The following is a 24,218-nucleotide window of genomic DNA, read 5'->3' as shown; positions in this document are numbered from 1 at the left end:
GCGTCGGAGGGAACAGGGAGGATGGAATATGGTCGACATCGGATCCGGCACTGAGCAGGTCATCCAGCCCGCTGAAGTCGAGGATGTGGAGCTTTATCACCCGAAAAGCTGGTGGACGAAATACGTCTTCAGCCAAGACGCCAAGATTATCGCCATTCAGTACTCTTTGACCGCCATCTCGATCGGCATGGTGGCGCTGGTGCTGTCCTGGCTGATGCGCCTGCAACTCGGATTTCCGGGCTATTTTTCCTTCATCGACGCGGAACATTATTATCAGTTCATCACCATGCACGGCATGATCATGGTGATCTACCTGCTGACGGCGCTGTTCCTCGGCGGCTTCGGCAACTATCTGATCCCCTTGATGCTCGGCGCCCGCGACATGGTGTTCCCCTATGCGAACATGCTGAGCTACTGGCTCTATCTGCTCGCGGTCATCGTGCTGGTCGCCGGCTTTTTCGCGCCCGGCGGGCCGACGGGTGCCGGCTGGACGCTCTATCCGCCGCAGGCTCTTTTGTCGGGTACGCCGGGAGGGCGCGATTGGGGCATCGTCCTGATGCTGTCATCGCTGATCCTGTTCATCGTTGGTTTCACGATGGGCGGGCTGAACTATGTCGTCACGGTGCTGCAAGGACGTGCTCGCGGCATGACGCTGATGCGAATGCCCTTGACGATATGGGGCATATTCACCGCGACCGTCATGGCGCTGCTCGCCTTCCCGGCACTCTTCGTCGCCGCCGTCATGATGCTGTTCGACCGGTTGCTCGGCACGAGTTTCTTCATGCCTTCTATGGTCGAGATGGGCGAGCAACTGAAGCAAGGAGGCGGCAGCCCCATCCTGTTCCAGCACCTGTTCTGGTTCTTCGGCCATCCGGAGGTCTATATCGTAGCGCTTCCCGCCTTCGGCATCGTCTCGGATCTGATTAGCACCCATGCGCGCAAGAACATCTTCGGCTACAGGATGATGGTCTGGGCGATCCTCATCATCGCGGCGTTGAGTTTCGTCGTATGGGCGCATCATATGTATGTCAGCGGCATGAATCCGAACTTCGGGTTCTTTTTCGCGACCACGACATTGATCATCGCCATCCCGACGGCCATCAAGGTCTATAACTGGGTGTTGACGCTCTGGCGTGGCGATATCCATCTGACATTGCCGATGCTGTTTGCCCTGGCTTTCATCGTCACATTCATCAATGGCGGACTGACCGGCCTCTTTCTCGGCAATGTCGTCGTCGACGTGCCGCTGTCCGACACCATGTTCGTCGTTGCCCATTTCCATATGGTGATGGGGGTCGCGCCGATCCTGGTGATCTTCGGCGCAATCCACCATTGGTATCCGAAAGTCACGGGGCGCATGCTGAACGTGACGATGGGTCATATCCACTTCTGGATCACCTTTCTCGGCGCCTATGCGATCTTCTTCCCGATGCACTATCTCGGGCTGATGGGCGTGCCGCGCCGCTATTACGAGCTGGGCGAAACGGCTTTCATTCCGCCGTCGGCGCATACGCTAAACGAGTTCATCACCGTTGCCGCGCTGATCGTCGGGGCAGCGCAGCTTCTATTCCTGTTCAATCTGGCCTGGAGCCTTCGCTGGGGCAGGCAAGCCGGCGGCAATCCGTGGCGGGCGACGACATTGGAATGGCAGACGCCGCAAACGCCACCTGTTCATGGAAATTGGGGCAAGGAGCTGCCGATCGTTTACCGATGGCCGTATGATTACAGTGTCCCCGGAGCGGATCAGGACTTCCTGCCACAGAATCAGCCGACCTCGGACGGATTGTCCAAAAGGGCGTCGTCATGAGCGCCATTCTCATCTTCATGGCAGGGATTATCGGCATCATCGTCTGGTGGATGGCAAAGCAGCGACTGACCTCTAAGCCCTGGCTGGAAGCAGGGCTGGCAGGCGATGCGCCGGAGATGCTGGGGTCATCGGCGACCACGGCGAAAGTCGGTCTCGGCATCTTTCTCGCCGTTGTCGGCGCCTTGTTCGCGCTCCTCATCAGTGCCTATCTTACGCGCCTCAGCGGCACCGACTGGTGGAGCATTCCGATCCCACGGCTGCTTTGGGTGAATACGGCTGCCCTTGCCGCCAGCAGCGTCGCGCTGCAATGGGCGAAAGTGGAGGCCCCTCTTGACCACCGCGAGATGCTGAACACGGCACTTGCAGTGGCGTTCGTATTGGCCGTTCTCTTTCTGACTGGGCAGGTTTTAGCGTGGTGGCAACTGGTGTCCGCAGGCTATATGCTCGCGGACAATCCATCGAACAGCTTCTTTTACATGATCACCGGACTGCATGGCCTGCATATTCTGGGCGGGCTTTTCGTGCTCGCACGGACGACAATCCGCGCCCGGACCAGCCCTGTGCTGGCGAGAGTCCGTCTGAGCGTGGATCTCTGTGCCATCTATTGGCATTTCATGCTCGTTGTCTGGCTGATCCTTTTTGCGCTCTTCGCGGGCTGGGCAAATAGTTTCGTCGATCTCTGCCGTCAATTGGTCACTTGAGGAGCTTCGATGATGACCGAATCCATAGAAAGACCGGCAAACAATTCGCTTCTGCGGCCCGTGGGACTGCGCGGCGTTGCGGCTGATCTGTCGTCGGACCAGCGGGCGTTCAAGAGCGTCTCCTGGAGCAAGGCGATGATGTGGATCTTCCTCCTGAGCGACACCTTCATTTTCGGGTGTTTTCTGCTGGCTTATATGACGGCGCGCATGTCGACCACCGTCGCATGGCCCAATCCCAGCGAGGTTTTCGCCCTGACGATCGGAGGCAAGGAAATCCCGCTGATCCTGATCGCCATCATGACGTTCGTCCTCATCAGCAGCAGCGGCACGATGGCCATGGCCGTCAACTTCGGATACCGCCACGATCGCCGCAAGACCGCCGCACTGATGTTGGCGACGGCGGTCCTCGGCGCGACATTCGTCGGAATGCAGGTATTCGAATGGACCAAACTGATCCGCGAAGGAGTCCGCCCCTGGGAGAACCCATGGGGCGCGGCGCAGTTCGGTTCGTCCTTCTTCATGATCACGGGCTTTCACGGCACCCACGTTTCGATCGGTGTCCTGTTTCTTCTGATCATGGCACGCAAGGTATGGCGGGGAGACTTCGACCAGGAAAGACGAGGGTTTTTCACCAGCCGCAAAGGCAATTATGAGATCGTCGAGATAACGGGGCTCTATTGGCACTTCGTCGATCTGGTCTGGGTATTCATCTTTGCATTCTTCTATCTGTGGTGAGGATGGCAACATGGCACAGGCGCAAGCACATTCCGGACAACAGCACCCGATAAGACTTTACCTGGTGGTTTGGGGGCTGCTTTTCGTCCTCAGCACCTTCTCCTACCTTGTCGATTACCTCGGCATCCAGAGCTATCTCAGATGGTCCCTGATCCTGCTGTTCATGATCCTGAAGGCGGGGCTGATCGTTGCCATTTTCATGCACATGGCCTGGGAACGGCTGGCGTTGATCTATGCCATCCTGCTCCCGCCGGTCCTTGTGCTTGTCTTTGTCGCTCTAATGGTGTCGGAATCGCAGTACACGGTCCTCAACCGGCTGACCTTTTTTGGGGCCGGTCCATAGACGTCATAAGCCAAGTCGATTTGCTGAGACGTATGGTCTCGGGGCGAAGGCGGCTCACCCTCGCCGCAAGCTGAGATCGGGGATTGCTTCGGAGTGGCCGAAGCCGAGCCCCAAGCTTAGCGAGGATGAACCATGGATCGGCATAGCAGACTTTTCGTCGGTCCCCGCCAGCTGATGGCCCTTCTTGGCCTCGTTCCGTCAGAGAGCTCGACAGGTGAACATGTCAAACGTGGCGGGATGACCAAGGCTGGGACCTCTCGGACCCGTCGCGACTAATTCTCCTTCTTGATCTCGCGGTCTGATTGCCAACAAGGTTGGGGTCGCGCCGGTCGAAGAAGCTGCCGACCGACTTTGAAAGCCGAACCCAGGGTCAGATTCCCGCGTACCACTCGTATCCTCGATCTTCCCAGTAACCGCCGTTACCGCCGCTGAAACCTGCAAAGCTGTCGACGATTTCAATACGCATGATGTATTTCGCCTGCTTGTAGCCGAGTTGCCGCTCAACCCTCAGACGCAGCGGGGCGCCGTGGCCAATGCTCAGCTCCTGACCGTTCATCTGATAGGCGAGGATGGTTTGCGGATGATAGGCGTCGATAAGATCGATGCTCTCATAGTAGCGACCGCTTCCGTCCAACGTCTTCTCCAGCTCATCGGCGCAATGGAAGACCACATATCGCGCCGTTGGCTTGAGGATGACCGTACTCAGGAGAATGCCGAGCGGGACGCCCGTCCATTTGCCGATGGCGCTCCATCCCTCCACGCAGTCGTGGCGAGTGATCTGGGTGCGCGCCGGAAGCGTCTTGAGATCTGCGAGCGAGAATTCTCGGGGGCGGTCGACAAGGCCGTCGATCTTTAGCCGCCAGGCTGCGAATTTGCCGTCGGCGAGGGCGGCGTACTCCTCGCTGTCCGGCGCGCTCGTGCCGTTGACCCTGAAGGATGGCGAAATATCTGATTCGGCAAACTCGCGGGCCAGTGCATCAGGTCCCTGAAGCAGCCTTTGAGCTTTCATCGTCAGCTTTTCCGCCGAGCGGATAACAGCGGCGACGTCGGCGTTTTGCTCCAGCAGGTCACACCCGGAAAGGGTCAGGGCACTGGCGCCAAGTGTGCTGCCGATCAGGAACCGGCGGCGGGTGAGAAGATGGCTCATGATTTCGGGCCTTTCTCTTGGATCGCGTAGCGGCCGGTGATCATCGAGCGGATATTGTTCCAGGTCCCCGACAGCACGACCATGGCGATGTGAACGATGACGAAGAGCACCAGAAGCGATGCGGTGATGAAGTGGATGGTTCGAGCAGATTGGCGTCCCCCGAAGAGATCGACCAGCGCGGGGAGGGCAGCATCGACACCGGGCGACATAGCCAGACCTGTCAGGACCATGAGGGGCAGCAGGACAACGATTACGGCAAGATATGTCAGCTTTTGAAGTGCGTTGTAGCGTTTTGCCTCCTCGCCTTCCGGGAAGCGAAGACGAACGTGATCAAGAACTTCGTGCCACAGATGACGTGGTGAAAGCTCTCGAATTGTCGGCGCCAGGTCCCGCCTGAAATGGCCGTTCAAGGCACTGAAGCCGAGGTAAAGGATACCGTTGATAAGAAACAGCCAGGCAAAGAAGAAATGCCAGCGGCGTCCAGCCGCGAGATCCTGAAACGACGGTATGGTAGCCCATACCGGGAAAGCCCGCGACGTCGGCTCACCTTCGACGTCCGAAACTCCAAGGACACCAGTGGTCGCAAAACGGGCACCCCCGACCCGCACGAAACCGCGTATTTCGCCTCCTTGTCCCTCAGAGCCAATCGTGAGGACGGCAGGGTCGCCATCTGCGCCATAATGGCCCCAATAAAGCTCCGGATGGGCGTTGAAAATCTGCAGCCCGCTCAACAGGAGAAAGCTTAGGCAAAGCACGTTCAGCCAGTGAGTGAGCCGCGTGACGAGGGTGTGGCGGCGAATGAAGGTCATTCGAGGATATCGAACGTTGTCATTGGTGGCATTGTCGTTCATGACGGATCCTCCGTCGATAGCATCCATCGGATAAGGTCAGGCAGCGTTTCTTGGCAGTCGCCGGTCGAACCGGTGGCGGGCCGAGCCGACCGGCGACGACGTGGTCACATTGGTGGGACCACGCCATTTTTTCCGACAAGGATCTGGTGGGCGATGGTGCCGGTTGCAGCCTTCTCGGCAGGTACGAAGACGACGGCGCCGGGAACGAGATCGTCCTTGGTTGCCGGAGCAATGGTCACGACGGGCGTGCCGTCCGGAATAGAGATCTTCTTTTCCTTGCCGTGATAGGAAACAGTGACCGTCCGGCCATCGACGCCTTTGACGGCATCTGCCACGGTAGCATTGGTCATGCTGCTGTTGGGCTTAAGGTCCCAACCGTAGCTGCCCTCACCTGCACCTTTCATTGCCGGCGGGAAGATGAGCACTTCAAGCGCGCCGTCACCACCGCTCTCTTTCGGCAGAGATGCAATGCCGACGAAGTCGCCCGGCTTGATGTCGGTGACTTTCGCGTTTGCGACGCTGGCAAGTTTCCAGTCGTCAGCGAGGGCGACATCGACGATCTCGCCCTCGCGCGTCTTCACCTTGAGAGTGGACCCGCTGTAGTTGACGATGCTGCCCCGGACATGGACCTGCTCGGCCTTCTTGTCTTCGGCATGCGCAGGCACGGCAAGAATAGTCACCGACGAGAGACCGGACAGGCCCACTACGAGGGCGGAGAGAAAGTTCCTGATCATTTTAATTTCTTCCTACTAGTTGGTAGATTCGTGAGTTACAGTTGTCACTCAGGGCGATTTGTTTCGCCCGGAACTTTAGTGAGCGGTGGTCGGAGACAGCCGCTCCAAGGTGGGCGCCAGAATGGTGGCGAACACCTCTGGAGTCCCGTAAGCACGCGCCGAGAGCATGGCTCCATGGACAGTCGCCATGAATGCTTCAGCCTCAACGCGAGGTTCGCTTGACAGATTTACGGCCCCCTCCTTGGATCCTCGTTCCATGACGGAGGTCAGCCATGTCGAGGCAAAGCGGAAAAAAGCCTTTACCTCTCCCGCGACTTCTGGCGGCAGCGCTGGCAGTTCACTTGCAAGCAAAGCGCAGACGCAAAAAGGCCTGCTTGCGTCCTCTATGCACTTGGCCCAGTGGCCCGCGTAGGTTTTGAGGAGCTGAAGGGGGTCTGGTACGTTTTGCTCCAGACCCGCCACGGCCATCTCGGCATCTTCACGATATTGTTTTACAAGCGTGCGGACCAAATCGACCTTGCTTGGGAAATGATGATGGATGCTGGCCTTGCGGATGCCGACGACTTCAGCGATGTCGGCATAGCTGAAGCCGTTATAACCTCCGCTCATGATCAATGCTCGCGCGGAAGCCAGGATTTCGTCGGATGTCGTTAAAAGGTTGCTCATGACTGTTTCTACCTTCCAGTAGGAAGGCAGTCAAGCAGAAAAGCTGATTTCCTGCGCCCATCATCCATCGGTCGAGACGGTGACTGATTTCCACGTCTCAATTTCCTGCTGGAGGCGCTCGATTCGAGCCGACACAAACTTCAGGGCATCACTGCCAAGTAGAAGCTGCGGCGGAGGATCATCGGATTCAACCAAGGTCAAAACGGCCGCTGCCAGTTTGTCCGGGTCACCGAGTTGCTTGCCGCTTACGGCCTGTCGCGCCGCGCGGATCGGATCAAAAAGGGTATTGTAGTCCGCGATGGACCGCTCTGTGCGGACCATTGATCGCCCGGCCCAATCTGTCCGGAAGGAGCCGGGGCAAAGGGTAGTCACGCGGACACCGAACGGGGCCATTTCCGAACGCATCACTTCCGATATGCCTTGAAGCGCAAACTTGCTGCCGCAATAATACGCGATGCCGGGCATGGTGATCATGCCGCCCATAGAAGTGACGTTGACGATGAACCCACTGCGTCGCTCGCGGAACCTGGGAAGAAATGCCTTGGCCACAGCGACGGCGCCGAAGACGTTCACGTCGAACTGACGCCGCATCTCTTCAATCGGCGACTCCTCAAGCACTCCCTCATGGCCGTAACCGGCATTGTTGATCAGCACGTCAACCGGTCCATGCTCGTCCTCCGCCTGCCGGACGACGTCAGGTATACGGTCGAACTCCGTTACGTCGCAGAGGACCGGCCGGACTGCGGGGAGGGCTTTGGCGAGCGCTCGGCGTGACGCTTCCGAGCGAACGGTACCAATCACCGTGTGGCCCGTCTGGACGGCCGCTGAAGCAACGGCCAGCCCGAAGCCGGAATTCGCTCCAGTGATGAAGAAGGTCTTTTGTGACATGATCTGCAAACATTCCCTAATTGAGGTTAGGTTTGACAAATAGTATGAAGGAGGCCCTGCTTCGATTGCGGATTCTATGAATATGTTGCCAAATCCTATGCTTGGCGATCAGGACCGATCCAAGCGACGCGAGATGGTCGAGTTGGCCAAAGTTCTCGCCCCCCGTCACGGATACAATCCGACCGCGCTCAGTTCCGTCCGCATATTGCGGACGGAAGCTGTGCTTCACGACATCCCGGTGCTCTATAAGCCAGGCGCGGTGTTCGTATTGCAGGGAAGCAAGCAAGGCATCCTCGAAGGGAAGGTCTTCTGCTACGATGAGGAACACTATTTGGCGGTTTCGATACCCGTTCCATTCCGGATGAAGTCGACGGCCAGTCCGGAGCGGCCATTGCTTGCGGTCTATGTCGAGTTCGACATGCAGATGGCAGCCGAGATCGCCATGCAAGTGCAAAAGCACGCCGAACTGGTGAGCGACAAGCCGCGAGGTCTCGTCTCAAGTAGGATGGCGACCGATATCGAGGATGTCCTGCTGCGCCTGCTGATGGCACTTTGCAGCACCGTTGATGTTGCTGTGCTTGGTGCCAGCATTCTGCGTGAACTGCATTACCGGGCCTTGGTTGGCCCGCAAGGCGGCGCGATGATCGCTGCCCTTCAGCAGAAAGGCACATCCGGAAAACTCATTCAGAGCTTGGCCTGGTTGCGGGAAAATTATGGCTCCGAAATCGCGGTCGCTGATCTGGCGAGAGACGTAGGCATGAGCGTTCCCTCCTACCATGTTCATTTCAAGGGTCTGACCGGTAACAGTCCAATGCAGTACGTGAAAGCGATACGGCTCCACGAAGCAAGATTGATGATCGCACGCCAAAGCGGCACGATTGCAGAGGTCGCGGCTTCGGTTGGCTACGCGAGCCCAGCTCAATTCAGCCGTGACTTCAAACGGCATTTCGGACGCACGGCATCGGAAGAGATGAAGTGGGTCCAACGCCACCTTGGCGAGCCTGCTTGACCATTACGCTTAGGTCGTTTGCTTTTGGCGTTTTTGAGCCATGACCACAGTCGGCAATCCGGACGAACCTACCCCTTCGCATTGGGCAGCCAAAGTGACGATCTAAAGTCCCGGCCACATTCCGCCATCGAGCCTGAGGTTTGCTCCGGTGATGTAGCTTGCTCGAGGGCTGACGAGAAAACAGATGGCATCGGCAATCTCTTCAAGCGTTCCAACCCGCCCCATAGGAACCTGGGCGAACATGGGTAGCACTGTTTGTTCGATTTCCGCCCATGGTGCATGCGCTGCAAGCCCTTGCTTGCCTGCCACTTTCTGGAAAGCTTCGTCGAGGCTGGCGCTATGGATCGTTCCAGGCGAAACGGTATTTGCCGTAATGCCGTCCATTGCGACAGCCTTTGCCAGAGATGCGGTCATCGCAATCATGGCTGCTTTTGCTGCAGCATAGTCAGGTCTTTTGGAAGGAGGCATCAATGCCGCGAGGCTGGAAATATTGACGATCCTTCCCCATTTCGCCTCCCGCATTCTTGGTAGCAGACGCGACGTGACTCGAACGGCCGCAAGGACGTTGCGGTCATATCCCGCCGCCCAGGTCTCGGAGCGAGTCGTAGTCCAGTCTTCGGTCTCACCGGAGCCACCAGCGTTATTGATCAGTATCTCCACGGGGCTAGCGAAACCTTGCGCCTCATCGACAAGGCGTTGTACCTCGTCTTCGCTCATCAGGTCGCCGATGACGACATGGGCACGACCGCCTTCAGCGACAATGTCGTGAGCGACTTCTTCGGTCTTGGTCTTGTTGCGGCCATGAATGATGACGGTCGCGCCCTCGCGCGCAAGCACTCGTGCTATCCCTTCGCCAATCCCTTTGCTGCTGCCAGTGACCAGCGCAACCCTTCCATTAAGTTTCAGATCCATGACGTCACTCCCGTGCTAGTGTCTGGGTGTTATGAGGACAGGATGATGAGTGACGCAATTACGCACTTAAAAGTGCCTATGGAATATGAGGAAAGAGATGTTTGCCTGGGCCCGGATGGATCTGTCGCCCATGTGAACAGAGTATTTCGTATGATCAGCGGGCGATGGAAGCTGCCGATCTTGTTCCGCCTTTTCGCGGAACCGACGATGCGGACTTCGCGATTGTTGCGGGACATTCCAAACATCTCGCAGAAAATGCTGACGCAGCATCTCAGAGAGCTTGAGAACGATGGACTTGTCGCGAGGCGAGACTTTGGTGAGCAGCCGCCGCGTGTCGAATATAGTCTGACGGATTCCGGTCGCGACCTCTTGCCGGTGCTGATGTCGGTAAGGGCGTTCTCCCGCCTTCATCCCGAGAAAGTTGGAGAAATACCGGGCTGACCGCATGACGCTTTGTCTAGGCAGCTCCGTTTGTTTGCCAAGCAACCATGCCGCGGCGGCGATGACGACAGCGGCTTGGTTGTCGGGGCGAAGATTGTGACGAGTGTGCCGTCCGGAATAGAGTTCTCCTTGTCACGGAGATTGTGACGATCGGGCCGTCTGGTGAGCGACTTCTGATCCGATGAGGCCATGGGCTGCCAGCATATCCTCGACCATGGGCAGACCGGAAATAGAGCCAAACGGCATAAGCAATCACGTCCGTTGGAAATTGGTGGCAACGACAAAGAGGATTACGAGATAATCTCGTCATGCCGCCAGATCCCACATTTTGATCGCTGCTCGGTTACGCGACGGTGCCCTTCGTGCTGTCATCGGCGGCCGTTCATGCTTAGCGGCAGGCTAACCACTGCGAAATGAAAACGTAATTTTCTAGATCGGGCCTGTGCACTAAACCAACAATCATACCCCGCCCTACGCACAGAGCCCTTATCGGGAAAAGGACGCAGCAATGTCAGTTGAAATAGTGGACACTCTTATTGTTGGCGCTGGCCAAGCTGGAGTTGCCATGAGCGAGCACTTAAGCAGGGCCGGCGTCCCCCATCTCGTCCTTGAGCGCAGCCGCATCGCCGAACGCTGGCGCTCGGAAAGGTGGGACTCCCTGGTTGCCAATGGCCCCGCGTGGCATGATCGTTTCCCTGGAATGGAATTTTCCGGTCTTGATCCCGATGCCTTTGCGACAAAGGAAGAGGTTGCCAGCTATTTTGAGGCCTATGCCGAACAGATCGGCGCTCCCATTCGCTGCGGGGTCGAGGTAAAAAGCGTAGAGAGAAATATTGGCCGGCCTGACTTCCGCGTGGAAACGTCCGAAGGCGTCATCATGGCTCAAAACGTTGTCGCTGCGACCGGCGCTTTCCAGTTGCCGATCATCCCGAAGATCGTTCCGGAACATCCGAACATTCTCCAGATGCATTCCAGTGGATATCGTAATCCGGATCGGTTGCCCGATGGAGCGGTACTGGTCGTGGGCGCGGGGTCGTCTGGAGTGCAGATCGCTGAGGAACTCCTTGTTTCAGGCCGGCGCGTATATCTGTCTGTCGGCCCACATGATCGCCCGCCGCGCGCCTATCGCGGACGCGACTTTTGCTGGTGGCTCGGCGTTCTTGGGAAATGGGACGCCGAAACGCCCGGGCCGGGGACGGAACATGTGACGATCGCGGTAAGCGGTGCCCATGGCGGCTATACGATCGACTTTCGACGCCTGGCCGCACAGGGGATGACCTTGCTTGGCCTGACGCAATCCTTCGATGGTGCCGCCCTGAACTTTGCCCAGGACTTGGCCGGAAACCTGGCGCGCGGTGATGCCAACTATATGTCGCTGCTGGACGAGGCCGACGAATATGTAACACGCAACGGCATCGACCTTCCGCAAGATCCCGAGGCCAGGAGGATCGAGCCAGTGCCGGATTGCGTCACCAGCCCAATTCTGAAGCTCAATCTTGCGGAAGCCGGCATTGGGTCGATTATCTGGGCGACTGGATTCATGTCTGATTATAGCTGGCTAAAGGTCGACGCGTTCGACGAGCGGGGACGTCCAAAGCATCAGCGCGGGGTCTCCGCCGAGCGCGGCATCTATTTTCTCGGATTGCCATGGCAGTCGCGAAGAGGTTCCAGCTTTATCTGGGGTGTCTGGCACGATGCGAAACATCTGGCGGATCGGATTGCAACCCAGCGCAAGTACTTCGATTACCGTCCTTCCAGCCCAATGGGCGACTGAAACGCTCGAATACTTCCATGCTCGGACAGCGCTCAACCGCCGCAACCACTCGCGAAAGCATCATTCCAAGGACTTCAAACATGGCTCATACCCGCATCCGCAAGTTCAATACCAAGGACACCTACCCCGAGCAGAAACTCGATAACGATCTTTGCCAGACTGTTGTCGCCAAGGGCACGATGGTTTTCGTGCGTGGCCAGATCGGACAAGATCTCGACACCTCCGCAAGTGTCGCGATTGGCGACGTCGAGGGCCAGACTGAGCAGGCCATGGCAAACATCAAGATGCTTCTCGGCGAAGCCGGCTCCTCGGTCGATCATATCTGCAAGATCACCATCTATATCGTCGATCCGCGCTATCGCGAGACAGTCTACCGCGTCGTCGGCCACTGGCTGAAGGGCGTTTTCCCGGTTTCGACAGGCATCGTCGTCTCGGCACTCGCTCGTCCGGAATGGCTGGTCGAGATCGACGCCATTGCCGTCATTCCTGAATAAGATAGGTTGATCCCATGACATTCTCCATTGCCGCCCGCTGTGCTGAAACCGGCATGTTTGGCATCGCCATTTCGTCCTCCTCGCCAGCGGTTGCAGCGCGCTGCTCGCATGTCCAGGCCGGCGCCGGGGTTGTGGCCAGCCAAAACATCACCGATCCGCTTTTGGGCATCGGCGGGCTGGAGATGCTGGCAAAGGGTCTTGCCGCCGAGGAAACCTTGACCCGGCTTTTGTCGTCGACGCCCTTTGCCGCCTATCGCCAGCTTGCTTTGATTGATGCGCAGGGGAACACAGCCGGGCATTCCGGCGAGCGGACGCTTGGCGTCCATGCGATGGCGAAGGGCGCTGGCTGCATCGCTGCGGGCAATCTCCTCGCAAACACCGATGTGCCTCAGCAGATGGTGGCCGCTTTCGAAGCTGGCAACGGCTCATTGCCGTCGCGGCTACTGGCGGCGCTTGCGGCCGGCCTTGAGGCCGGTGGCGAAGCCGGGCCGGTGCGCTCCGCCGGCTTGAAGGTCGTGCGCGATGTCGCCTGGCCCATCGTCGACCTGCGGGTCGACTGGGACGAGCAACCGATCGCAGCATTGCATGGCCTGTGGTCTGTTTATGAGCCGCAAATGGAAGACTATGTCAGGCGCGCGCTGGACCCCAATGCGGCCCCATCCTTCGGCGTACCGGGAGACGAATAACAGGTGGCGAGCTGCTTGTTCTTTCACCTGACGGATATATAAATGCACCATGAGGTACACGCTCCGTCAGATCGAATATTTCATCGCGACTGCGGAAACAGGTAGCATCACGCTGGCGTCCGAGCGGTTGAACATATCCCAGCCCTCCATTTCAACGGCGATAACCCATCTTGAAACCGAGCTGGAAACCCAGCTCTTCGTGCGCCACCATGCCAAGGGGCTATCGCTGACGCCGGCCGGCAGACTGATGCTGGCCGAAGCCAAGCACCTCGTCGAGCAAGCAGAAAACATCTATACGGTCGCTTCCGAAGTGAACGAGAAGGTCAGGGGCCAGCTTTCGCTCGGTTGCATGGTGACGCTGGCATCGATGATCATGCCGGAGCTGTCGCATTCCTTCACATCGGCATTTCCTGAAACCCGCATCATGCAGACAGTCAGTGACCACGAGGAATTGCTCGAAAAACTGCAGCGCGTCGAGATCGATGTGGCGTTGAGCTACGATCTGCTGGTCCCGGAGGCTTTCGATTTCTTACCGCTGGCGACGTTGCCGCCTCATATCCTCGTCGGCGAGGCACATCCCTTTGCCCGCCACTCTTCCATCAGTCTTGCCGAACTCGTTGAAGCTCCGCTGATCCTCCTGGATCTGCCTATCAGCCGCGAGTATTTTCTCGGATTGTTTGCGAAGTCCGGGCTGGAACCGACCATCGCCATGCGCTCGGCGCATCAGGACGTCATCCGCACCATGGTGGCCAACGGTTACGGCTACACGATCGCCAATGTCCGACCGCGATCGCAACTGGCCATGGACGGCCGGCCGGTGGTCCGCGTTCCGATCACGGGCGATCAAAAGCCGATGGTCATCGGGGTCATAACCCTAAAGCACAGTCGCAAATCAAGGCTGATCGAGACGTTCGGGCAGCACTGCAAGTCCTTTGTCTCGGATGCCTATATCCCGGGCATGGTCGCGCCGGTCATGGAGCGGCGGCGTGTGCAGAGCTGATCGGCCGCTGCCAAGCTTTTGGTAAAGCGCCGCCTCGGAAATGCATTATTTCTCTCCGGCCGGACGAATGCCATGATTGGTCAACGCAACAACCCCTTCCAGCTAAGGCCGATGCCGGCGCGCGGCAATTTCAACATGTTGCATCGAACCGTCGACCACCGCTAAACGCGGAGCAAGCGATGGCTGTAAGTCACGCCAAGCCTCCGCGAGCCGCCATTATATATTGATCTTGGAGACATGACGTGAATTCAGACAAGCTTATGAATGGCGACTTCGCGGCGCTGATCGCGGAAATGACCGCCGAAGAGAAAGTCGCTCTTTTGGCTGGGCATCGCATGTGGAAGACCAAGGCGATCGAGCGTCTCGGCATCCCGAGCATTGTCATGACCGATGGCACCTATGGCGTTCGCTATTCCATCCAGCAGATCGACAATGATCAGGCTGGCGGCACTGATTTTTCGGCCTTTCTTTCCGTCGTTGGCCAGCGCGCCAGCCATGTCGAGGTTGCCTGGGGCGCGATGAAGCAGGCGACCTGCTTTCCGAACGGCTCCAGTCTCGGCTGCTCCTGGGACGTCGACCTGGCCCATGAGATGGGCGTGGCGCTGGCGTTGGAATGCCAGGAGTTCGGGGTTCACCTGTTGCTCGGACCGGGCATCAATATTCGCCGCACGGCACTCGCGGGCCGCTCCTATGAATATTATGCCGAAGATCCCATCATCAGCGGCGATTTTGCGGCTGGCGTGATCAATGGCCTTCAGGAAAACGGGGTCGGTGCTTCCCTGAAGCATTTCGCCTGTAACAATTCCGAGGTGGAGCGCACGACGATGGATTCCATCGTCGCCGAGCGGGCCTTGCGCGAAATCTATCTGAAGGGTTTCCAACGGGCGATCGCCAAGAGCAATCCCTGGACTGTCATGAGTTCCTACAACCGCCTGAATGGCGCCCAGGCCGCCGAGGATCACTGGCTGCTGACGACGGTGCTCCGCGACGAATGGGGTTATGAAGGCCTGGTCGTTTCCGACTGGCACGGCATCAAGAACCGCCCTGCCTCCCTGATCGCCGGCAACGAACTCGACATGCCGGAAAGCGAGACGAGAAAAGGCGATCTGATGGCTGCCATCACCAGCGGTGAGGTCGATATGGCCGTCGTCGACAAGGCCTGCGAGCGGGTGCTGGCTTTGGTCCGCTCCGGCAAGCTTGGCGAGCGCCGCGATACGGTGTTCGACCGGGCTGCCCACCACCAGCTGGCTCGCCGCATGGCCGGGGAATCGATGGTCCTTCTGAAGAACGACGATCAGTTGCTGCCGATCGCGCCTGGCAGGGTCAAGCGGATGGTCGTCATCGGCGAGGGTGCCGGTGCGCCTGTTATCCAGGGCTCGGGCTGCGCGACGACAACGCCGACTGAGGTCGATACGCCGATCGAGGAAATTCTGAAGCTGGCCGGAAATGCAATCAAGGTCGATCAGTATCGCGGCACCAGCGAAGTGGCAAGCGAACAGGCCGCACTGCTGGCGGAAGCCGTCGAAGGTGCCCGAGGCGCCGATATCGTGGTGATCTTCGTCAATAGCGAAAACGGCTACGATGGCGAAGGCTCCGACCGCACTACCCTTGACCTTGCGCCCGGCCATGACCTGCTCATCAGCGCCGTCGCGGCGGTCAATCCCAATGTCGTGGTGGCCATCGCCAGCCCGGACGCCGTGGTCATGCCGTGGGTGCCGGAGGTCAAGGCGATCGTCGAAATGTTCTTCTCCGGTCAGGCGACCGGCGGCGGCATCGCCGATATCCTTTTCGGCGTGGTCAATCCGTCCGGAAAACTGACCACCACCTTCCCGAAACGCATGCAGGATATGCCCACCTATCTCAGCTATCCGGGTGAGAACGGCCGCCACGACTACAGCGAAGGCATTCATGTCGGCTATCGCTGGTACGATAGCCGCGATATCGAGCCCCAGTTCGCCTTCGGTTTCGGCCTGAGCTACACCAGCTTTGCCTATTCCGATCTGAAGCTTGACCGCTCGGAACTGAAGGCCGGCGACGAACTGGTTGCCAGCTTCACCGTGACCAACACCGGCGCTGTCGCCGGCAAGGAGGCCAGCCAGCTTTATGTTCGCTATGGCAAGCCGAGGTTGCAGCGGCCGCTGCGCGAACTGAAGGCCTTTGCCAAGGTTCATCTGGAGCCGGGAGAATCAAAGCGTGTCAGCCTGACCATACCGGCCGACGATTTCACCCTGTTCGACCCGGGCAAGGGCAAATGGATCCTCGATGAGGATGCTGTTCAGATCGAGATCGGTTCGTCCTCGCGTGATATCCATCTGCAGTCGCCCCTAAAGATCTGCTCGCGCGCCTCGAAGCATCGCCAGGTGATGTGGGATACGCAACCAACCTTCGTACTTGCCAATCCGATCGCCCGCGCCAAGTTCAACCAGTTCCTTCAGACGCATCTCTCGATCGAAGAAGCTGCGGCTGACAGGATGCTCGAGCATTGCGCCAATTCCTTCTTTGGAATGTTCACGACCTTTGACCGTCGTTTCCGTCAGTCCTTCCCGAAGGCGGATGTTGCCGCTTTGCTGGCTGACATCAATCAGGCGATGGCCAACGAAGAGGCTGCGGCGCGATAGCGCGCCGTCGACGATAAAGAATGACCCGAGGGCTCGCTGAGAATGCGGGCCTTCCTCATTTGGGAGTGTCCCTTGACTACGCTCGATCTGCTCGAACGCCTCGTTGCCTTTCCCACCATCAGCGCCGACAGCAATCTGCCGCTCATCGATTTCATCCGTGGCTATCTCGCGGATAGGGGCTTCGAATGCCGCATCATCGGCAATGAGCGCGGCGACAAGGCCAACCTGTTCGCCACCATGGGCCCGAAACGGGATGACGGGATTCTTCTGTCCGGCCATACCGATGTCGTGCCGGTCGCAACGCAGAGCTGGACCAGCGACCCTTTCAAGCTGTTGCGCCAAGGCACGCGTCTCCATGGCCGGGGCACCACCGACATGAAGGGCTTTCTCGCCAGCGTCATGGCGGCTGTCGACGGGATCGATGCCAAGGCGCTGAAGCGGCCGCTGCACATCGCCTTTTCCCACGACGAGGAGATTGGCTGCGTCGGTGTAAGGTCGTTGATCGATGCGCTGGCGGCCGAGCGCTTCAAAGCGTCGCTCTGCATCGTCGGCGAACCGACCTCCATGCAGATTGCCGTTGGCCACAAGGGTAAGACGGCTGCCCGCGCGCATTTTCGCGGCCAAGCGGGACACTCCTCGCTTGCACCCCGCTTTGTCAATGCCATCCATCTCGCCTGCGATTTCGTCAGCGTGCTCCGGCAGGTGCAGGACCATATTGCCGAGGCTGGAGCGACCGACCCCGGCTACGACATTCCCTACACAACAGTCCATGCCGGCAAGATTGCCGGCGGTGAGGTGCTGAATATCGTTGCCGAAAACGCGCTGGTCGATTTCGAGATCCGCCATCTCGCGGAAGATAGAGTCGACGAGATCATCGGTCGCATTCGCGAACAGGCCGGGCCATCCACCAAAATCGAGGTGCGCAATGCCTATCCGGGGCTTGCAACGTCAGCCGACAGCCATGCTGTTTCCTTTGCAAAGCGACTGCTCGACGACGCGCCGACGACCAAAGTATCGTTCGGCACCGAAGCCGGCCTGTTCGCCACGAGACTGGGCGCGGAAACGGTGGTGCTTGGTCCGGGCAATATGGAGCAGGGCCATCAGCCGGATGAGTATATCGAGGCTGCTGAGCTGCAACGGTGCGACCTGATGCTGAGCCGGCTAATAGAGAAGCTTTGCGAATAGACAAGGCAATCGCTCAGGCGAACGCGGCTGACTACAGCCGCTGTTCGCTTTCCTTCGAGAAGATCGATGCAACGGCCGGGTCGAAGGCCAGCCGAACGGTCTCTTTCAGTCCGCGTGCCTTCGCCGCGGGCAGCCTGACGGAGAGCTTCTGATCTCCGAGCGCGAACCAGACGAGGGTATCGGCGCCCATTGGCTCGATGAAGGTCAGCGGTGCCGAGATCGTCGGCAGCTTGGTCAGATCGTCGGCAAGCTGGATGTCTTCCGGACGCAATCCGAGCACGATTTCCTGGCTATCGACCGGCGCCTTACGAAAGGGATAGGCATCGATCGGCAGCAAATGGTCACCGACGGCAGCCATCGCCTTGCCATCCTGAATGCGGATGCGGCCGGACAACAGGTTCATGCCGGGTGAGCCGACGAAGCCGGCGACAAACAGCGTCTCGGGCTTTTCATAGAGCTCGTCCGGCGAGGCATATTGCTCGATCTTGCCGCTCTTCATGACGGCGACGCGGGTCGCCAGGGTCATCGCTTCGATCTGGTCATGGGTAACATAGACAATGGTACTGCGCAGCTCCTGGTGCAGCTTCTTGATCTCCAGCCGCATTTCGGTGCGCAGCTTGGCATCGAGGTTGGACAGCGGTTCGTCGAACAGGCAGATCGGGCTGCGGCGCACCAGCGCCCGGCCGATCGCTACACGCTGGCGCTGGCCACCGGACAGCTGCGAGGGACGTCGGTCCAGGAAGTCGGTGAGCTGCAACAGGTTGGCCGCCCATTCGACACGCTTGGTGATCTCGGCCTTTGCCACCTTGTTCACGCGCAAGCCGAAGGCAAGGTTCTTGCGCACCGTCATGGTCGGATAAAGGGCGTAGGACTGGAAAACCATCGCCATGTTACGGCGGCTGGAATCCACATTGGTCACATCCTGCTCACCGGCGATGATCTTGCCCGTGTCCAGATCTTCCAGTCCGGCAATGACGTTCAGCAGTGTCGACTTTCCGCAGCCGGAAGAGCCGAGCAGGACGATGAATTCGCCGCTGGCAACAGAAAGATTGATGTCACGAAGAATGTGCTGCGGTCCGAAGGACTTGTTCGCGTCGATAACGGAGATTTGTGTCATTGCGTTAGCCCTTCACTGCGCCGGCGGCGAGGCCGCGCGCAAAATAACGTCCGGAAACAATGTAGATGAGCAGAGGCGGCAGAGCGGTGAGGAAGGTCGCTGCCATGTTCACATTGTATTCTTTGACGCCGGTCGTTGTATTGACGATGTTGTTAAGCTGCACGGTAATCGGCAGGTGATCTCGTCCGGCAAAGATCAGGCCCAGCAGGAAGTCGTTCCAGATGCCGGTTGCCTGCATGATGATGGCAACGACAAGCACATTCACCGACATCGGCAGCATGATCTGGAAGAAGATCGTGAAGAAGCCGGCGCCATCCATCTTCGCGGCCTTGGAGAGCTCCGGCGGCACGCCTTGATAGAAGTTGAAGAACAGCAGCGCCATATAGGGCAGGCCGAATATGATGTGGATCAGGACGATGCCAGGCAGCGTGCCGTAGAGACCAACGCTGCTGAAGATCCGCACCAGCGGATAGAGAATGACCTGATAGGGAATGAAGGCCCCCAGCATCAGTGACAGCAACATCACGCGGCTCAGCTTCGACTGCCATTGCGAGAGGGCAAAGCCGGTCAACGCGCCGAACAGGATGGAAAAGATCACGCTCGGCACGACGATCTGGACGGAATTCCAGAAATTGCCGTGAATGCCGTTGCACTCGATACCGGTGCAGGCGGTCAGCCAGGCCTTTGTCCAGGCATCAAAATTGAGGCTCTGCGGCAGGGTGAAGATTGTTCCGACGCGGATTTCCTCCGAGGTCTTCAGCGATGTCGAGACTACCAGCAGCAGCGGGATCGCGTAATAGACCAACGCCAGCGTCAGGATGGCGTAGAGCAGAATGCGGCCGGGCTTCATCTTACTGATCCGCGGCGTCGTCTGGACCGGCGATCCGTTGGACTGGGCGAGAGAAGTCTGGGTCATCGTTTCTGCCTTTTGAGCTCGATGTAGACGTAAGGGGAAAGCGCGCAGATCACGGACAGGAGCATCAGGATCGCGGCCGCCGCGGCCGTGCTGATGTTGGCGCGCTGGAACAGCAGGTCGACCACGAACTTGCCTGGCACGTCCGTGCTGATCCCAGGCCCGCCGCCGGTCATGGCAACGACGAGGTCGTAGCTTTTGACGACGGCAGTTGCGAGCAAGATGACGCAGGTGAGAATCAGCGGGCGAAGAATTGGCAGCACGATGCTGACATAGGAGCGCCAGACGGGAATGCCGTCGATCTTGGCCGCCCGCCAGATATCGCTGTCGACGCCGCGCAAGCCGGCCAGCATGATCGCCATGACGAGGCCCGAGGATTGCCAGATCGCGGCAATCGACACGGCGTAGATTGCCTTGTCCGGGCTTGCCAGCCAGTTGAATTCGAAGCTTTCCCATCCAAAGCTGCGCACCAGGGATTGAATGCCCGTCGTTGGGTTCAAAAGCCATTGCCAGGCAAGACCCGTGACGACGAAGGACATGGAAAGCGGGTAGAGAAAGAAGACGCGGAAAAGGCCCTCGGCCTTCACGTTCCGATCGAGCAGCGCCGCCAGCGTCGTGCCGATCACCAGCGCGCCGGCGATGAAGAGGCTCCCAAAGATCAGCATGTTGGCGAAGGCGACATGCCAGCGCGGCATGGAGAGCAGCGTTACATATTGGCCGAACCCATAGAACTTGTAGTTTGGCATCATCGTCGAATGCGTGAGCGAAATATAAAGCGTCCAGAGGATCGTGCCGTAGAAGCATACGGCGATGACCACCACGCTCGGCAACAGCGTCAGTTTGGCAGCCAGGTTCTTTTTAGACATTGCTTGCCCCGTTCATCGACATCGCAACCACCTTGTGAAACTGCCCCGGCGCATGGCGCCGGGGCAGGGAAACACTAACGGCAGGACTTAGTTTCGTGCAACGATATCGGCATACTGCTTGGCAGCATCGGCCGCAGACATGGAGGGGTTGCTCCAGAACTGGGTGACCAGATCCTTGATGGCGCCGACCGTCTCGCTGCTGAACGACAGTTCCGCATTCGGCGCGAGGTTGGCCGGGTCCTTGAGCAGTGCCGCAGCCTTCTGCGTGCAGATGTCGGCGGAGGAAAGGTTGGCGTCGAGACGCGGCGGCAGAGCGCCCTTGACGGTGTTAAAAGCGACCTGGGTTTCCGGCGAAATCATCACGTCAACCAGCAGCTTGCGGGCTGCAACCTGCTCCGGTTTGTCGCCGACGGGAAAGACGAAGGTGTCGGAGACGATGTTCAAAGTATTATGGGTGCCGGGCGCGAGTTCGCAGCCATATTCCTTGCCTGGCGTCAGGCCGGCGGCCTGGAATTCGCCCTTGGCCCAATCGCCCATGATCTGCATGGCCGCCTTGCCGGTAATGACCATGTTGGTGGCATCGTTCCAGTTGCGGTTGACGTTGCCTTCGTCGACATAGGCACGCAGTTTGCCGAAGGTTTCGAAGGACTTGACCATCAGCGGGCCGCCGGCGGCGGCGACATCATGCTTGGTGTAGACGTCGCCGTAAAAGGCGTTGCCGCCGGTCGCGATCATGATTGAGCGGAAAACAAGGGCTTCCTGCCAGGCTTGACCGCCGAAGGCGAGCGGCACGTAGCCCTTCGCTTTGATCTTGTCGGCGTCCGCGAAGAATTCGTCCCAGGTTGCTGGCGGCTTGATGCCGACATCGGCCATGACCTTGGTCGAATACCACATCCAGTTGGCAGTGCCGATATCGATCGGAACAGCATAAAGGTGGCCATCGACGCTGGCCTTGTCGACGACCAGCTTGGGAAAGAATGTCTGCCAGCCCTTGGTGGAAGCTATATCGTCGATCGGTGCCAGGACGCCTTCCGCGACCAACGGCTGGATCTCGCCAAGGTCGACGACCATCGAGGTTGGCGCGTCGCCACCGGCAAGGCGGCTGAGCACGGCCGCGCGTGCAGCCTCGTAGCCGGTGACCGGACTGTCCTTCCAGGTGCCACCCTTCTTGGCAACACCATCGGCGATGACCTTAATGGCGGCTGCTTCGCTGCCGCTCGTCCAATAGTGCATGACTTCGGCGGTCTGCGCGAAGGCCTGGGTGGAGAGCAGCAAGCCGATTGCGGTGCTCGCTCCGGCCAGTGACAATTTCATTCCCATTGTGGTCCCCTTATTGGTTTCATTTCCAGGACCGACTTAATTTTGTCACCTGTCAAATTGCAATTTTGATTTTATGTGCCATTGCGTCGCTAAAACCGATTTACTCTGTGAACTGGTTGAGACGAGTTTGCTCCGATTGACGTGCCCTGATCTGACCCCTTCAAACTGGGCCGTTTTGATTGAAGTTTTCCGATGATTTTTCCGGGCTGTGAAGGGAACGAAATACGATGAAGGCATCGCCGTCTATGCGAGAAAATGTGAGATAATCCATAAACCGACATCCGTTTTGGCGGGTCTGCGGTTCGGCTCCCTTCAAAGTGGCCATTTCGCGGCGTCGCAGGAAATCTCGTCAGGGTTGAAAGTTGGAGCCTCCATAGTTGAGGATTGCCTTGGCGCCATCCCTCAATGGAGGCGCAATATGGTATTGGAGGATCCCTCTAGAAAGGAGAGGTTATACACGATGGCTTCCTGGGACATCGCTGGTTGATCCAGCGGACGAAGGTCAGCACTGTGTTGTCCTGTGTGGCGACAGGCCAATGGCGCAAAATGTTCCACCGGCCAGGACCATTAACTTGCCAGTTCAGTCCACACAACATCGCAGGCGTTTCGCACCTCCTGCACTGTTGCCGGTGCGCGCAGATTGAAGAGCGCGCTGTGCTTGCGTTCCACTCTCGATGCCCTGATGGCGATCCTTGATCGCGAAGAACACCGAGTTTGCCAGCACCAGAGGCGGCTCTCCCACTTCCTTGGCGGAAAAGACCCCCTGGTCGTCCGGGGGAATGTTGACCACGGATGGATCGTTTCGTGGGAAAAGCGACACGTTGAACTCGAGAGGGATGGTGACATGAGCCGGGATTTTATAGCGCCAGGTGTTGGTGGTGTTCAGGTGGCTTTTTTCATTCGGCCCCGTGTCGTCCATCTGGGTCACGAGGTTTTCGGTTAGCAGGAAGCCGCCCCCCTGGACGAAGGCGCCTTCGACCTGTCCGACATCAAGCGCAGGATTAAGGCTCCAGCCAACGTCATAGACGAGGTCAGAACGCAGGATCGTTGTCTCGCCGGTCAGGATGTCCACCTCGACCACCGAACAGGCGGCAGAATAGGTAAAGCCGACGAATTGGTTCTGCACGTCGGTAACGGTGGAAACGCCGGCTCTTGTAATCCCGGGGATATCGTGCTGCTCCCCCGGCTGTTTGAACCATAGAACAGGCATGTCGAACTCGCCATGTTCGATATTGGCGTTGAACGTGGCGGTCAGCGGCAGCCGGTTCACATATGCCAAATTGATGAGGTTCTGCCAGATCAATTTGTTCCCTTGCGAAGTCTTCGCCGTTGTATTCCAGCCGTCCTGGCCGTAGTTCCAGAAATCGACGCCATTGTCCCTACACCATTCGTTTCCGTTATCCTTGAGCAGTTGATATCCAAATTCATGCAGCTGCTGCCTCAGCTGCTCGCATGTACGTTTGACAGCCTCCGCGCTATAGGGTGTGCCGGTAGACGCACCGCTGCTGCTCGTATTGGGGTCGTATCTGCGACGCTCATCGCCGTATCGATGGTCGCAACGATCGTCGAGGGTTGATACACTCGATGGGTGCAGGAGGAATTCTCGATATGATTTCTCAGCGCGCGCGGAATTCTGTCGCTGCCTACCAAATGAAGTTTGCAAATCGAGTTCTCCTGCACCTTCAAGAGCCGTAGTGTACAGATTCTCTTCTAGTTAGAAAAACGTATAAAGGTCGCCTCTTACCCATTCGACCCAACGGCTGCTTTAGAGCTGACTAGCGACCGGGACGGGGTCTGAAGCTGTCCGATTGCAACGCGCCTTTGTTTCGGCCGTTGAGGCCGCGCTCGCGATTTTCCGAAAGCTGCCAGTCCGCTGAGGGTCAGCTTTGGTGGGGGCAAATCTGTCTGGTAATGTCCGCATGCAGGTCGCGGCATGATGTGATCCTTTCTATCGTGGTCTCTCAATTGGGCTTGATTGGGCTTGGGGCTTGAGCGGTGGTGAAAAAGCGCT

General features: G+C 58.4%; 23 protein-coding genes and 1 pseudogene. 13 read left to right on the top strand and 11 right to left on the bottom strand.

All coding sequences use genetic code 11. From position 1 onward, the window contains the following. Positions 1-28 precede the first annotated feature (28 nt). The 5 genes and pseudogenes from EX00_RS16940 to EX00_RS31115 form a co-directional block, all read left to right on the top strand. The gene (locus tag EX00_RS16940; protein ID WP_047459989.1) at positions 29-1,807 is read left to right on the top strand and encodes a cytochrome c oxidase subunit I; all 1,779 of its coding nucleotides are present in this window, start codon (positions 29-31) and stop codon (positions 1,805-1,807) included. Further along, positions 1,804-2,508: a cytochrome c oxidase subunit 3 gene (locus tag EX00_RS16935; protein WP_047459987.1), complete on the top strand. Its 705-nt coding sequence runs from the start codon at positions 1,804-1,806 to the stop codon at positions 2,506-2,508. Before EX00_RS16940 ends, EX00_RS16935 begins: the two co-directional genes overlap by 4 nt. Before the next feature lie 12 nt (positions 2,509-2,520). Then, complete coding sequence (locus tag EX00_RS16930; RefSeq protein ID WP_047460486.1) at positions 2,521-3,243, top strand: heme-copper oxidase subunit III family protein; 723 nt, start codon at positions 2,521-2,523, stop codon at positions 3,241-3,243. A 10-nt stretch (positions 3,244-3,253) separates the two neighbouring features. Next, positions 3,254-3,586 carry a cytochrome C oxidase subunit IV family protein gene (locus tag EX00_RS16925; protein ID WP_047459984.1) on the top strand — a complete coding sequence of 111 codons (333 nt, stop codon included), beginning with the start codon at positions 3,254-3,256 and terminating at the stop codon, positions 3,584-3,586. A gap of 153 nt (positions 3,587-3,739) precedes the next feature. Then, positions 3,740-3,853 (top strand): annotated as a pseudogene (locus EX00_RS31115) (transposase); the annotation flags it as partial. Positions 3,854-3,956: 103 nt separating this feature from the next. Here the strand turns inward: EX00_RS31115 and EX00_RS16920 are convergent. The 5 genes from EX00_RS16920 to EX00_RS16900 form a co-directional block, all read right to left on the bottom strand. Then, on the bottom strand, positions 3,957-4,733 hold the full coding sequence (locus EX00_RS16920) for a molybdopterin-binding protein (protein WP_047459981.1): 777 nt from the start codon (positions 4,731-4,733) through the stop codon (positions 3,957-3,959). Continuing rightward, complete coding sequence (locus tag EX00_RS16915) at positions 4,730-5,584, bottom strand: cytochrome b/b6 domain-containing protein (protein ID WP_047459980.1); 855 nt, start codon at positions 5,582-5,584, stop codon at positions 4,730-4,732. The genes EX00_RS16920 and EX00_RS16915 overlap by 4 nt, the downstream gene beginning before the upstream one ends. 104 nt (positions 5,585-5,688) lie before the next feature. Beyond that, positions 5,689-6,318 carry a hypothetical protein gene (locus tag EX00_RS16910; RefSeq protein ID WP_047459977.1) on the bottom strand — a complete coding sequence of 210 codons (630 nt, stop codon included), beginning with the start codon at positions 6,316-6,318 and terminating at the stop codon, positions 5,689-5,691. A gap of 75 nt (positions 6,319-6,393) precedes the next feature. Next, entirely contained in the window at positions 6,394-6,984 is a 591-nt protein-coding gene (locus tag EX00_RS16905; RefSeq protein ID WP_047459976.1) for a TetR/AcrR family transcriptional regulator, read from the bottom strand. 60 nt (positions 6,985-7,044) lie between these two features. Beyond that, positions 7,045-7,872 (bottom strand): oxidoreductase, encoded by an 828-nt coding sequence (locus EX00_RS16900; protein WP_047459973.1) that lies wholly within the window; start codon positions 7,870-7,872, stop codon positions 7,045-7,047. Between the two features lie 82 nt (positions 7,873-7,954). Between EX00_RS16900 and EX00_RS16895 the strand changes: the two genes are divergently transcribed. Then, positions 7,955-8,881 (top strand): AraC family transcriptional regulator, encoded by a 927-nt coding sequence (locus EX00_RS16895; RefSeq protein WP_047460484.1) that lies wholly within the window; start codon positions 7,955-7,957, stop codon positions 8,879-8,881. A 102-nt stretch (positions 8,882-8,983) separates the two neighbouring features. Here the strand turns inward: EX00_RS16895 and EX00_RS16890 are convergent, their stop codons facing one another. After that, a complete protein-coding gene (locus tag EX00_RS16890; RefSeq protein ID WP_047459970.1) occupies positions 8,984-9,793 on the bottom strand; it encodes an SDR family NAD(P)-dependent oxidoreductase in 810 nt (269 codons plus the stop codon). A 45-nt stretch (positions 9,794-9,838) separates the two neighbouring features. On the opposite strand from EX00_RS16890, the gene EX00_RS16885 reads away from it, so the two are divergent. The 7 genes from EX00_RS16885 to argE all read left to right on the top strand — a co-directional run bounded on the left by EX00_RS16885 (position 9,839) and on the right by argE (position 17,991). Further along, a complete protein-coding gene (locus EX00_RS16885; RefSeq protein ID WP_047460482.1) occupies positions 9,839-10,234 on the top strand; it encodes a winged helix-turn-helix transcriptional regulator in 396 nt (131 codons plus the stop codon). 508 nt (positions 10,235-10,742) lie between these two features. Next, on the top strand, positions 10,743-12,008 hold the full coding sequence (locus EX00_RS16880) for a flavin-containing monooxygenase (RefSeq protein ID WP_047459968.1): 1,266 nt from the start codon (positions 10,743-10,745) through the stop codon (positions 12,006-12,008). An 80-nt stretch (positions 12,009-12,088) separates the two neighbouring features. After that, entirely contained in the window at positions 12,089-12,502 is a 414-nt protein-coding gene (locus EX00_RS16875) for a RidA family protein (RefSeq protein ID WP_047459965.1), read from the top strand. A gap of 14 nt (positions 12,503-12,516) precedes the next feature. Further along, a complete protein-coding gene (locus tag EX00_RS16870) occupies positions 12,517-13,188 on the top strand; it encodes a DUF1028 domain-containing protein (protein ID WP_047459963.1) in 672 nt (223 codons plus the stop codon). A 49-nt stretch (positions 13,189-13,237) separates the two neighbouring features. Then, a complete protein-coding gene (locus tag EX00_RS16865) occupies positions 13,238-14,188 on the top strand; it encodes a LysR family transcriptional regulator (RefSeq protein ID WP_047459961.1) in 951 nt (316 codons plus the stop codon). Positions 14,189-14,448: 260 nt separating this feature from the next. Further along, a complete protein-coding gene (locus EX00_RS16860; protein WP_047459958.1) occupies positions 14,449-16,806 on the top strand; it encodes a beta-glucosidase family protein in 2,358 nt (785 codons plus the stop codon). Between the two features lie 72 nt (positions 16,807-16,878). Beyond that, complete coding sequence (gene argE, locus EX00_RS16855; protein ID WP_047459957.1) at positions 16,879-17,991, top strand: acetylornithine deacetylase; 1,113 nt, start codon at positions 16,879-16,881, stop codon at positions 17,989-17,991. Between the two features lie 31 nt (positions 17,992-18,022). Here argE and EX00_RS16850 read toward each other — a convergent pair whose 3' ends face one another. The 5 genes from EX00_RS16850 to EX00_RS31110 all read right to left on the bottom strand — a co-directional run bounded on the left by EX00_RS16850 (position 18,023) and on the right by EX00_RS31110 (position 23,870). Continuing rightward, positions 18,023-19,108 (bottom strand): ABC transporter ATP-binding protein, encoded by a 1,086-nt coding sequence (locus tag EX00_RS16850; protein WP_047459954.1) that lies wholly within the window; start codon positions 19,106-19,108, stop codon positions 18,023-18,025. 4 nt (positions 19,109-19,112) lie between these two features. Further along, complete coding sequence (locus tag EX00_RS16845) at positions 19,113-20,024, bottom strand: carbohydrate ABC transporter permease (protein WP_047459951.1); 912 nt, start codon at positions 20,022-20,024, stop codon at positions 19,113-19,115. Further along, positions 20,021-20,887: a carbohydrate ABC transporter permease gene (locus EX00_RS16840; RefSeq protein ID WP_047459947.1), complete on the bottom strand. Its 867-nt coding sequence runs from the start codon at positions 20,885-20,887 to the stop codon at positions 20,021-20,023. The genes EX00_RS16845 and EX00_RS16840 overlap by 4 nt, the downstream gene beginning before the upstream one ends. 87 nt (positions 20,888-20,974) lie before the next feature. Beyond that, positions 20,975-22,201 carry an ABC transporter substrate-binding protein gene (locus tag EX00_RS16835; RefSeq protein WP_234709030.1) on the bottom strand — a complete coding sequence of 409 codons (1,227 nt, stop codon included), beginning with the start codon at positions 22,199-22,201 and terminating at the stop codon, positions 20,975-20,977. 586 nt (positions 22,202-22,787) lie between these two features. Next, positions 22,788-23,870: a molybdopterin cofactor-binding domain-containing protein gene (locus EX00_RS31110; RefSeq protein WP_202903726.1), complete on the bottom strand. Its 1,083-nt coding sequence runs from the start codon at positions 23,868-23,870 to the stop codon at positions 22,788-22,790. Between the last annotated feature and the right edge of the window lie 348 nt (positions 23,871-24,218).

The organism is Martinezella rhizogenes, assembly GCF_000799715.1.
GTDB lineage: Bacteria > Pseudomonadota > Alphaproteobacteria > Rhizobiales > Rhizobiaceae > Rhizobium > Rhizobium rhizogenes_C.
The sequence above is the reverse complement of the archived record's forward strand: the minus strand, read 5'-3'. Positions and strand labels throughout refer to the sequence as shown.